General features: G+C 67.1%; 11 protein-coding genes. 5 read left to right on the forward strand and 6 right to left on the reverse strand.

The features are described from left to right. From sucB to D472_RS0117765, 5 genes are all read left to right on the forward strand, one after another. Positions 1-1,269, forward strand: a 1,269-nt coding sequence (gene sucB / locus D472_RS0117745; protein ID WP_017605814.1) for a 2-oxoglutarate dehydrogenase, E2 component, dihydrolipoamide succinyltransferase, incomplete at its 5' end; no start/stop codon positions are given. A gap of 191 nt (positions 1,270-1,460) precedes the next feature. Next, complete coding sequence (locus D472_RS0117750) at positions 1,461-2,021, forward strand: NADPH-dependent FMN reductase (RefSeq protein WP_017605815.1); 561 nt, start codon at positions 1,461-1,463, stop codon at positions 2,019-2,021. 385 nt (positions 2,022-2,406) lie between these two features. Then, on the forward strand, positions 2,407-3,111 hold the full coding sequence (lipB, locus tag D472_RS0117755) for a lipoyl(octanoyl) transferase LipB (RefSeq protein WP_017605816.1): 705 nt from the start codon (positions 2,407-2,409) through the stop codon (positions 3,109-3,111). Between the two features lie 97 nt (positions 3,112-3,208). After that, on the forward strand, positions 3,209-4,159 hold the full coding sequence (gene lipA / locus D472_RS0117760; RefSeq protein ID WP_017605817.1) for a lipoyl synthase: 951 nt from the start codon (positions 3,209-3,211) through the stop codon (positions 4,157-4,159). A 217-nt stretch (positions 4,160-4,376) separates the two neighbouring features. Continuing rightward, positions 4,377-5,090: a DUF4191 domain-containing protein gene (locus D472_RS0117765; RefSeq protein ID WP_017605818.1), complete on the forward strand. Its 714-nt coding sequence runs from the start codon at positions 4,377-4,379 to the stop codon at positions 5,088-5,090. A gap of 81 nt (positions 5,091-5,171) precedes the next feature. Here the strand turns inward: D472_RS0117765 and D472_RS0117770 are convergent, their stop codons facing one another. From D472_RS0117770 to D472_RS0117795, 6 genes are all read right to left on the reverse strand, one after another. Then, a complete protein-coding gene (locus D472_RS0117770) occupies positions 5,172-5,408 on the reverse strand; it encodes a helix-turn-helix domain-containing protein (RefSeq protein WP_017605819.1) in 237 nt (78 codons plus the stop codon). Beyond that, a complete protein-coding gene (locus D472_RS0117775; protein WP_026117818.1) occupies positions 5,408-6,082 on the reverse strand; it encodes a DUF2975 domain-containing protein in 675 nt (224 codons plus the stop codon). Before D472_RS0117775 ends, D472_RS0117770 begins: the two co-directional genes overlap by 1 nt. 105 nt (positions 6,083-6,187) lie before the next feature. Then, positions 6,188-7,588, reverse strand: a complete 1,401-nt coding sequence (locus tag D472_RS0117780; protein ID WP_017605821.1) for an LCP family protein — start codon at positions 7,586-7,588, stop codon at positions 6,188-6,190. A gap of 200 nt (positions 7,589-7,788) precedes the next feature. Further along, positions 7,789-8,217, reverse strand: a complete 429-nt coding sequence (locus D472_RS0117785) for a peptidase inhibitor family I36 protein (RefSeq protein WP_017605822.1) — start codon at positions 8,215-8,217, stop codon at positions 7,789-7,791. 79 nt (positions 8,218-8,296) lie between these two features. After that, entirely contained in the window at positions 8,297-9,259 is a 963-nt protein-coding gene (locus D472_RS0117790) for a hypothetical protein (protein ID WP_239643001.1), read from the reverse strand. A gap of 267 nt (positions 9,260-9,526) precedes the next feature. After that, positions 9,527-10,567, reverse strand: coding sequence for a hypothetical protein (locus tag D472_RS0117795; RefSeq protein WP_051046024.1), 1,041 nt, complete (start codon positions 10,565-10,567; stop codon positions 9,527-9,529). Between the last annotated feature and the right edge of the window lie 58 nt (positions 10,568-10,625).

Below are 10,625 nucleotides of genomic sequence, written 5' to 3' on the forward strand. Positions count from 1 at the left end.
ACCGAGATCCCATCCCCGGTGGCCGGGGTACTCACCAAGATCCTCGTGGACGAGGACGAGACGGTCGAGATCGGTGACCGGATCGCCCTGATCGGTGGTGCGGGTTCCGCTCCGGCCCCCTCCGAACAGGGCGAGCCCGAACAGAGCGAGTCCCAGGGCGTGGCCGAGTCCACTCCGGCCGAGCCCGAGAGCAAGCCCGAGCCCGAGAGCAAGCCCGAACCCGCTCCGGCCGAGCCCGCTCCGGCCGAGCCCGAGTCCTCCACCGAGGAGGACTCCATGAGTGCTCCGACCGTGGACGTCGAGACCCTCAGCGGTACCGGTCGCTCTTCCGGTACCGACGCCGTGGCCGAGTCCTACGTGACCCCCTTGGTGCGCAAGCTCGCCGCCGAGCACCGCGTCGACCTGAGCCGTGTCTCGGGCAGCGGTGTGGGGGGCCGTATCCGTAAGCAGGACGTCCTCAAGGCCGCCGAGGAGCAGAAGAAGGCCGCCTCGTCGGCGCCCGCCGCCCCGGTCAAGCGCAAGGCCTCCTCGGACACGTCGTTGCGCGGCCGTACCGAGAAGCTGAGCCGCCTGCGCAAGTCCATCGCCGAGCGCATGGTCGAGTCTCTGCGCATCTCCGCGACGACGACCCAGGTCATCGAGGTCGACGTCAGCAAGATCGCGCGTCTGAGCGAGCAGGCCGGCGAGAGCTTCGCCGAGCGCGAGGGCGTGGAACTGAACTTCTTCCCGTTCTTCGCCGCCGCCACGGTGGAGGCCCTCAAGGCCCACCCGAAGGTCAACGCCGTGATCAACGCCGCCGACCAGACGGTGACCTACCACGACGTCGAGAACCTGGCCGTCTCGGTGGACACCGAACGCGGCCTGCTCGCCCCGGTGGTCAAGAACGCCGGGGCGCTCAGCCTCGGCGACCTGGCCCGTAGCCTCACCGACCTCACCGAGCGCGCCCACACCGGCAAGCTCGGCCCGGACGAGCTGGGGGGCGGCACGTTCTCGATCTCCGAGACCGGCCACACCGGTGCCTTGTTCGGCACGCCCATCATCAACCAGCCGCAGGTCGCCATCCTGGAGACCGGCACCGTCGTCAAGCGTCCGGTCGTGGTCGAGGACGAGGCCATGGGGGGTGAGGTCATCGCGGTCCGTTCGATGGTCTACCTGTCGATGGCCCACGACCACCGTCTGATCGACAGCGCCGACGCCGGTCGCTTCCTCCAGACGGTCAAGGAGCGCCTGGAAGAGGGAGCCTTCGAGGACGAACTGGGTCTGTCCTAGTCGCTCGCGCCTTGGCGCCTCCTCCGGCCCGGGCCGGGCATCGTCCGCGATGCTCGGCCCGGGCCGTTCCGCGTCCTCGTGCCGAGGGTCCTCCAGGGAGCGAGGTCACACCCGCCACCTTGACCTCAACCGAACTCGAGGTCCTAACGTGGGAAGGTAAGTTCGGACCGTGCCCCTGAAAAAGGACCCACATGCATCACGAGAACCTACGAGTCGCGGTCGTCCTCGGCGGCAACCGGCGAGGACGCACGGGGCCGGCCGTCTCGGCCTGGTTCCTCGACCTGATCGCGGCTCGGCCCGATCTCGTGGTGGACACACTGAACGTCGGCGAGCCGGAGGGGGACGGCCACGGCACACGGGTGGAGGCCTTCGCCGAGACCATCGCCGCCGCCGACGCCTTCGTGGTGGTGACTCCCGAGTACAACCACGGTTACCCGGGTCCGCTCAAGAGCGCCATCGACTCGGCCCGCAAGGAATGGTTCGCCAAACCGGTCGCGTTCGTCTCCTACGGAGGAATGTCGGGCGGCCTGCGGGCGGTGGAACAGTTGCGCTCGGTCTTCAACGAACTGCACGTGACCTCGGTACGAACCTCGGTGAGCCTGCACAACGCCCAAGAGATGTTCGTGGCGGACCCACCCACGGGCCAAGAGCTGCGCGGCGCCGAGATCGCGGTGGCGCAGATGCTGGACCAGCTGGTGTGGTGGGCGCTGTCCCTACGCGAGGCCAGACGAAGGCGTCCCTACCCCGGCTAGCTCCCAGGGATGACGACGGCGGACGGGGCGGCACCGTCGCCGGCACCGCCCCGTCTTTCTACCCCACCAATCACCATCCCCTGATGATCCCCATCATCAAAGGTCTGTGTCCGGGCGTACACCCACCTGAACGGTAGGGAGTCGCCCACAGTGGCTCCGCTCCGACGCGGAGTCCCCTGTCCCACCACTCAACCTAGAAGACCTCGGGCCCGCCCGCAGGGCTTTCACCGAAAAAGCCGGAGGAAACTTCGGACCACTTCCCGAGCCCTCGAACCCCGAACACCGGGAAACGGCCGGCCATTCCTCCGGACGGCCCATGGTCCGCGGTGCGTCATCCGACATCCTGGCCCGACCCGAACCCCTCACCGGGGCGTAAGGTGGGAGTGTGAGTGATCTCGTTTACGCATGGCTGGGCGACACCCCCATCCCGTACCACCAGGGCTGGGATCTCCAAAAGCGGCTCCACGAGAGCCGTGTCGCCGATGAGGTGCCCGACACGGTCCTTTTCCTGGAACACGAACCCGTGTACACGGCCGGCAAACGCACCGGGAGGTGGGATCGTCCCATCAGCGACCCCGGCGCCCCCGTCGTGGACATCGACCGGGGCGGCAAGATCACCTGGCACGGCCCCGGACAGCTCACGGTGTACCCCATCGTCAAGCTGGTCCAGCCCATCGACGTGATCGCCTACGTCCGCATGCTGGAGGAGTCGGTCATCCGCACCATCGCGGAATACGGCCTGACCGGCAGACGGGTCGAGGGGCGCAGTGGGGTGTGGCTGGACGCCGACCCCGAACGCGGCCTCATCGAACGCAAGATCTCGGCGATCGGCTGCCGCATCGCCCGTGGGGTCGGGATGCACGGGCTCGCCCTCAACTGCGAGAATGACCTGTCGTGGTTCGACCGGATCGTCCCGTGCGGGATCTCCGACGCGGGGGTCACCTCGCTCACCCACGAGTCGGGGCGCACCATCACCGTCGCCGACGTACGCCCACGCCTGGAACGACACCTGGCCGACGTGCTCGGAGCGGCGGAGTACAGCCACACCGACGGCATCGAGTCGCTCTTGGGCGCCACCGCCCAAGGGTGACACACCACACCATGAGCCAGTCCCCACCGGGACACGCCGCCCCCACAAGGGGCGTGAAGGTCCCCGTCACAGGGGTACAGAAGGGAACGGGTTCGCGTTGACCATCGCTCCTGAGGGCCGCAAGCTGCTGCGTGTGGAGGCGCGCAACAGCGAGACCCCCATCGAGAGAAAGCCGCCGTGGATCAAGATCAAGGCGCACATGGGGCCCGAGTACACCGAGCTCCAGTCCCTGGTCAAGGGTGAGGGCCTGCACACCGTCTGTCAGGAGGCGGGCTGCCCCAACATCTACGAGTGCTGGGAGGACCGGGAGGCCACCTTCCTCATCGGTGGCGACCAGTGCACGCGCCGGTGCGACTTCTGTCAGATCGCCACCGGCAAGCCCAGCGCCTTGGACAGGATGGAGCCGACCAAGGTCGCCACCTCCGTCCAGAAGATGGAACTGCGCTACGCCACCATCACCGGCGTGGCTCGCGACGACCTCGAGGACGGCGGCGCCTGGCTGTACGCCGAGACGGTCCGCAAGATCCACGAGCTCAACCCCGACACCGGCGTCGAGCTGCTCATCCCGGACTTCAACGCCGACCCCGACCAGCTGGCCGAGGTATTCGGTTCGCGTCCGGAGGTGCTGGCGCACAACGTGGAGACCGTACCGCGGATCTTCAAGCGCATCCGCCCGGGCTTCCGTTATGAACGTTCCCTCGAAGTCATCACCAAGGCCCGTCAGGACGGCCTGGTCACCAAGTCGAACCTGATCCTGGGCATGGGCGAGACCCGTGAGGAGATCAGCGAGGCCATGCGCGACCTGCACGAGGCCGGCTGCGACCTGCTCACCATCACCCAGTACCTGCGTCCCTCCAAGCTGCACCACCCGATCGACCGTTGGGTGAAGCCGCAGGAGTTCGTGGAACTGGGCAAGGAGGCCGAGGAGATCGGTTTCGCCGGCGTCATGTCCGGTCCCTTGGTGCGGTCCTCCTACCGGGCGGGCACGTTGTACAAGCAGGCCCTCGAAAAGCGTGAGGCCGAGGCCGCCACCACTGACCGCGCATAGCACTCGAATCACCCGAGTCGTGACCAAGCTGGAACGGTGGCCCGCGGGCCACCGTTCCGCATGTGGGCACACGGACGCATATCCTGGTGATTTCGAGGCGCCCGTTTCCGTGGCGCCGGAAGGCGTCGCGCCGAAGGTCGACCGTGAAGAGGAGGCAAGGCAGCACAGGGATCCCTTCCCCCACCGAGCCGTTCGGTGTGCGCTGCCTGAAAGCACGATGGCGAAGAAGTCCGACACCACGTCCGCCGGTAAGGGTGGCGAGAAGCAGCCGGGCCGGTTGAAGCAGATCGGCATGGTCGCCAAGGTCGTCCACCAGCAGAGCCCGCGCACGATCCCGCTCGCGATCACCGTCGCGGTCCTGATCTTCGCCGTCTTCATCGGCATCGGCGTCTGGACCGGGTCCTGGATCATCTGGCCGTTGACCGGTCTGCCGATCGCCTTCCTGGTCGGCTTCATCATGTTCATCCGGTCCGCCCAGAAGGTCCAGTACAAGATGCTGGACGGCCGCCTGGGCGCCGGTATGGCGATCTTGGAGAACATGCGCGGCAACTGGGTGGTCGAGCCCGGCGTCGCCGCCAACAAGCAAATGGACGTCGTCCACCGGGTGGTGGGCCGTCCCGGCGTCATCCTGGTCGGTGAGGGCGACCCCGGTCGTCTGCGCGGCCTGATCGCCGGTGAGAAGAAGCGCGTGGCGCGCGTGGCCCATGACACGCCCATCTACGACTTCAAGGTCGGTAACGGCGAGGATCAGGTGCCGGTCTCCAAATTGCAGCGCACCCTGGTCAAACTGCCTCGAAACCTGGACAAGTCCGGCACCGCGGAGCTGAACTACCGGCTCAAGGCGCTTCCCGCCGCGATGCAACTGCCCAAGGGACCGATGCCCAAGGGTGCCAAGTTGCCCAAGGGCATGCGCGGCAAGATGGGCGGCTGAGCCCACTCGGCCCCATCCTCGACGGACCTTCCACGGGGCCGTCTCACCGGCCGGTGCGACGGCCCCGTTCGCGTGCCCGGGTCAAGGTCCCGAAGACGCCGGATCGTGGCTGATGAGGTCGCCCGGCTGACAGTCCAGTTCGCGACACAGGGCGGCCAGGGTGGAGAAGCGAATCGCCTTGGCGCGACCGTTCTTGAGCACGGACAGGTTGACCACCGTGACGCCCACCCGTTCGGAGAGTTCGGCGAGGGTCATCCCGCGTTCGGCCAACAGCTCGCCCAGGTGGACGCGGATCCCGGTGTCCTCCCGCGAAGGCATCAGACGAGTCCTTCGACGTCGTCGCGCATCCTGGCGCCCCGCCGGAAGACCTCGGCCAGAGCGGCCAGGAGCAGCCCGGCGAGCAGCGCCACCAGAGGCCCCGATTCCAGGGAGAGGGTGAAGGACACCAGGACCATCCCGTCCTCGGGCACCACTCCGTGTTGGAGGAAGAGACCGGCGAACCCGTCCGCGGTGGGTACCAGGATCGCCGCGAGGATCATGGTGAGGGCGATGGTGTAGATACGTCGCACGTTGGCGGGGACGAAGGGGTCACCTTGGTCCAGGCTCCGAAGGACCCGCAGGATCAGGTAGAGGATCGTGAGCGCGGCGGCCTGGGTGAGCAGGGTCGACAGCACCAGCATGAGGCGCTGGAGGGTGCTCGGGTCCTCGAAGCGCAGCGTCATCTTCGGCTCTTCGACGATCGTGACGTCGTCGACCACCGGTTCCACGTCGGGAACGGTCGCGGGAGCGCCCATCGGCTGATGGACGGTGATCTGAGCGAACCGGCCCAGGCCCTCCGCGGGCAGGAGCGGGGTGATCCACAGCAGTGAGGCCAGGAAGGTCAGGCCCACCAGGACCATCCCCAGCGCCAGGATGGTCTGCGTCGCGACGGAGTCGGCTCGGCTCCAACGGAGGCGGAATCGTCTGGGGGAGGAAGGGCTTTCAGCGGACAAGGGCACCTCCATATCGTTTTTCGATATTAACGATAAACGATATTCCCTGGAGGTGGAAACGGCCCGCCCCCTTCAACGGGAGCGGGCCTTGGGGGCCGTGCGGGATCAGCCGCAGTCGACCTCGTCCTCAGCGGCACTGGTGCCACCCAGGTCCTCGATCGTGTCGCCACTACCACCGGAGCCATCGCCCGCTCCCGTGACGCCCTCCCAGCCGCCGCTCATGACCAGTTCCAGGTCATCGCCCAGCGAGGGCTCCTCGACGATCTCTGCGCCGCCTTGAACGGCCGAGGCCAGGACCTCGGCGTGCTCGCCCCGCCCCGGACCGTGGTAGACGGTGGTGTTCTGCGGGACGCGCAGCTCGGGGTTGGTCGTGTCGATGACCGTGAAGCCCTGTTCGATCAGCAAGGGCTCGACCTGGGCCCCCAAGCCGTCGACGCCGGTGTTGTTGAGCAGCACCAGGGAGACGTCGGAGGGTTCGAGCTCATCTTCGGAATCAGCGGAATCGTCCTTGCCGGCCGCCGCCTCGGTGAGCTCGCCGGTGGCCACCGAGGAGAACAGGTCCTGAGCGTTCGGCTGCAGCAACTGCACCTTGTTGGTGTTGGCCGGGTAGTCCTCGACCGGCGCGGTGACCATGTTCATCCGCCCCAGGTCGACCTCGCGCATGGCCACGGCCAGTTCGGTCATCTTGTCCACGGTGAGCCGGTCATCGGTCACCAGGCTGTCGGTGACCGAGTCCAGGAAACCGACGAGACTGCTGGGGCTGGAAAGGATGTCACCAGAGGTGACCTCCCGCAGGATGGCGCCCATCATGCGCTGCTGGTTCTGGATCCGCCCCAGGTCGCTGCCGCCCTCCGCGCTGTCACGTGAGCGAGCCAGCCCCAGGGCCTGCTCACCATCAAGGCGTTGCTCCCCCGCGTCCAGTCGCAGGTGCGCCTTGGGATCGTCGATGGGTTCGGGAACACACATCTGGACGCCGCCGATGGAGTCGACGATGTGCTCGAACCCGGCGAAGTCCACCATGACCATGTGATCGAGGTGGATGCCGGTGACCGTTTCCACGGTGTTGCCCTGACAGTCCATGCCGCCATAGGTCATGGCGTGGTTGAGCTGGTCGACGCCCCCGGCCCAGCCGGCCCCACCCTCGCCCGGATCGCACGCCGGGATCTCCACCATCGTGTCGCGAGGCAGGTTGACCATGGTCACGCCACCCTTGTCCACGTCGATGCTGACGACCACCAGGACATCGGGGCGGACGCCGTTGAGCTCGTTGTAGGCGGCGTCGTCCCCGGCCCTTTCGTCGGTGCCCAACAGCAGGATGTTGTGCAGGCCATCGGCCTGGGCCGGCCGGTCCCCCCAACCGTCGGGGTCGACCTCGGCGGTCTCGATACCGAGGATGTCCTGGTAGCCGGTGTAGACCACCAGAGTCGAGACGATGACCACGCCGGTCACCACGCACGCCACCCACTTACCGAGACTCATCTTGGCGACCGTGGCGGCCGTAGACATGTTTCTGGGGGCCAAGAGGGCACCTGCGATTCGATCTGGGACGAGAGGGAAGGTCCGACCGGAAGGGTTGGGCCACCCACGGGAGGGGCCGCGGGGTACTCGGACGTAACCCCCCGGATGGTACCGGAACGGTCTCGGTGTGTCAGACCCCGACCATCGTCGCCCCAGGCGAGGTCACGCCCCACCCGGGGCATCGGTGGTCAGCCGCCGACCCGGAGGGAGGCGTTGTCGTTGGCGGTGTAGTACAGGTTGCCGGCCATACCGGGACTCAGGACGTCCTGGTTACCGCCATAGTTCGGCGAGTAGTACATGCGTGCGATCTTGTTGCTGCGATTGTTCATGCTGGCGGCGTTGTTGCGGACCAGTTGGTTCATGCCCTGGGCCCCGCTGGTACAGCCGCAGAACTGGAACTTGAGGGTGGTGTACTCCCGGTGGTGGCTCGTTTGCGTGGTCTGGGACCCTTCCGCCCAGGTGCGGTAGTGCACGCACACGGCACCCGCGGTACAGGGCTCCTGACTCACCCATCCGTTGATATTGCGCTGAGCGGCCTGGGCCGTCCCGGCCACACCCAGGAGTGCGGCCGCGAAGACCACCGCCAGGAGCGCGGAAAGGGTTCTGGAACGCTTCACGTGAGGGGTTCTCCTTCTTGTCGGGGGGCGACCGGACGTGGGGACACGCCGGTACGGCGAAGGGAGCGACGGTGTTCGCTCAGGGGTGTTCCTCCAGCGAGGTCAGCGCGTTCTCCACGGCCTCCTCCAACTGGGCATGACGTTCCAGGAGTTCGGTCTCGTGCCGGGTGATGAGCTCCACCTGAACCTCGGTCTCGACCCGGACCATGAGATCGATCAGCCCGACCTCCTCCTTGCACTCCACCGCGGTGATCGCGGCCACGGTGTCGTCCACGGCCACGGCGCTCTCGGAGGACCCCACCAGCCAGAAGTCCTCCCCCGGGTAGCCGGCCCCGTCCATACACACGACCCACTCCCCCATCGCGTCGATGACCTCGGCGTCGTCCAGCGCCCGGTCGAAGGAGACGGCCTTGATCCACTCGGCGGTTCCGGCGATCCCGGGTTGCTCGCCCGCGATGCCCTCCTGCGCTTGCTCCTTGGTGACGATCTCCATGTGGGGGTCCACCCTCGCGTGAGCCCATCCGAAGCAGCCGTGCACGGGCACCGGTTCGCCGCTGGGGGTGTGAACGTCCTCGCGGCCGCCGAACAACGCGTCCATGGCGTCCTGCTCGGTCTGCCCGCCGTGATCGATGCGCCAGGGCGGGTCGGTGCCCTCCTCCGCGCCGTCCAGGTGTTCGGGGGCACCGAAGCCGTACTCTTCGGCGCTGTCCAGGCTGACGAGACCGTAACGCCGGTACTCACCGTGGGGGCCGAAGAAGGCGGTGTCCGTCTCCAGGTGCTCGTTCGTCTCGGGTACGTGGGTGTAGTCGTACCCCAGGCCCCGCATACAGCTTTCGACGTGTGCCCCGGCGGCTTGGGTGATGGTCCTCAGCTGGGCTTCGTTGGTGCGGTAGTCGTAGATCGGCAGATGGAGCCGTTCGGTGAGGTCACGGTCTTCCCCAGGAAGCACGGTCGCGTCCCGTTCCGGCGGGCCGAGACCGTCGGTGCCGGGGGAACAGGCCACGAGGAAGCCGAGCGCCACCGCACACGTGACCGCTGTCATACGCTGGGAGAACGTTTCCATTGTTCGATCTATGTTTCCTTCTCGCGGGGGATCACGGACAGCGATATGAGGCTGTCCGAGGCAGTCGGAAAATAGCAGATAAAACCGGTGGGCACCGGACTTCCCGGTGACGATGATCTCTGATCACTGACTTTTCCGAAATGGACAAAAGAGCGCCACCAGCGAACCTTTCGGGATGTACCGTTTCCAGAAAGGAAACGTCACGGTTCCGCAGCGGCCGCCTCGTCGGTGTGGAGCGCTCCCGGATCACCGGCTCGTCAGGTCCACCGCCCGTTCCAGTACGGCCTCCATCTCCTCGGCACGCTCCCGCAGAGCCGTCTCGTTGGCGGCGATGTCACGCTCCTGGATCCGGGAGAGGACCTCCAGGTAGGTCTCGGTCAACCCGGCCTCCTCCCGGCACTCCACGTTGCGTACGGCCGCCTCGGTGTCATCGGAGTCCACCCGTGTGTCCCGCCCCGAACCCACGGTGTCGGGGTCCTCGCCGGGGTAACCGGAATCTGCCATACAGTCCCGCCAGGCGGCTTCGGCGTCCAGCACCTCCTGGTCCGCGGCGGCCTCCTCCTGGGAGTCGTTGGAGATCTGTGTGGCCACGGGGCTCTCCCCCAATGGGGTGGGGACCTCACCCGCCTGGGCCTCTTCCACCCCGATGATCCGGACACCCTCGTCTAGTTCGGTTTCGGCCCACCCTTCGCATCCCCACTCCGGGACGGGATCTCCCGACGGGGTCTCCGCCCCCTCCGGGAAGCCTTGGAGCGCCGCCACCGCGGCATCGTAGGTCTGGCCCTGGTGGTCGATCCTGAGGTCGCGGAGTTCACCACCGGCGCCTTCCTCATAGCGTCCGTCGAACATCTCTTCCTCGTGCTGTCTCAGGAGTTCCTCCGGGTGGGAGAAGCCGTTCTCTGCGGCGTACTCGGCGTCGACGTGCCACCGGCCCAGGTAGTTGCTCTGCGGGCCGAAGGCGGCGACGGAAAGAGGATCGACTTCCTGGGGTTCTCCACGAGTGAAGGAGAAGCCGAGGTCTCGCATGCACTCCTCGACGAGGATCTCGTGGGCGTTGCGCAGGGTGGCCTGCTCCACCGCGGTGAACATGTAGGCGTGGATGGGAAGGTCGAAGAGTTCGTCCATCGCCTCGTCCGCTCCGGGGACCGGGGACTCGGCGTCCTCACGCAGTTCGGCGTCGGGGGCGGGGGAGTCGGAGGTGGAGCAACCGACGGCCGCGACCCCCAGGGTGATCGCGATCAAGGCGGTGCGCAGCGCGCTCACCGTGCGAACGAGTTCATCAGGCATGGGGGCTCCCTGAGGTTGTGGGTGTTCAAGATGGGATGTCCTGGGTTCCCAGGACGGT

The sequence above is a fragment of the Nocardiopsis alkaliphila YIM 80379 genome, assembly GCF_000341005.1.
Classification (GTDB): domain Bacteria; phylum Actinomycetota; class Actinomycetes; order Streptosporangiales; family Streptosporangiaceae; genus Nocardiopsis; species Nocardiopsis alkaliphila.

Excerpts from the sequence above, each read along its gene's own strand:
- D472_RS0117795 (WP_051046024.1), bottom strand. The coding sequence starts at position 10,567 with ATGCCTGATGAACTCGTTCGCACGGTGAGCGCGCTGCGCACCGCCTTG.
- D472_RS0117765 (WP_017605818.1), top strand. The coding sequence starts at position 4,377 with ATGGCGAAGAAGTCCGACACCACGTCCGCCGGTAAGGGTGGCGAGAAG.
- D472_RS0117770 (WP_017605819.1), bottom strand. The coding sequence starts at position 5,408 with ATGCCTTCGCGGGAGGACACCGGGATCCGCGTCCACCTGGGCGAGCTG.
- D472_RS0117750 (WP_017605815.1), top strand. The coding sequence starts at position 1,461 with ATGCATCACGAGAACCTACGAGTCGCGGTCGTCCTCGGCGGCAACCGG.
- D472_RS0117780 (WP_017605821.1), bottom strand. The coding sequence starts at position 7,588 with ATGTCTACGGCCGCCACGGTCGCCAAGATGAGTCTCGGTAAGTGGGTG.
- D472_RS0117790 (WP_239643001.1), bottom strand. The coding sequence starts at position 9,259 with ATGACAGCGGTCACGTGTGCGGTGGCGCTCGGCTTCCTCGTGGCCTGT.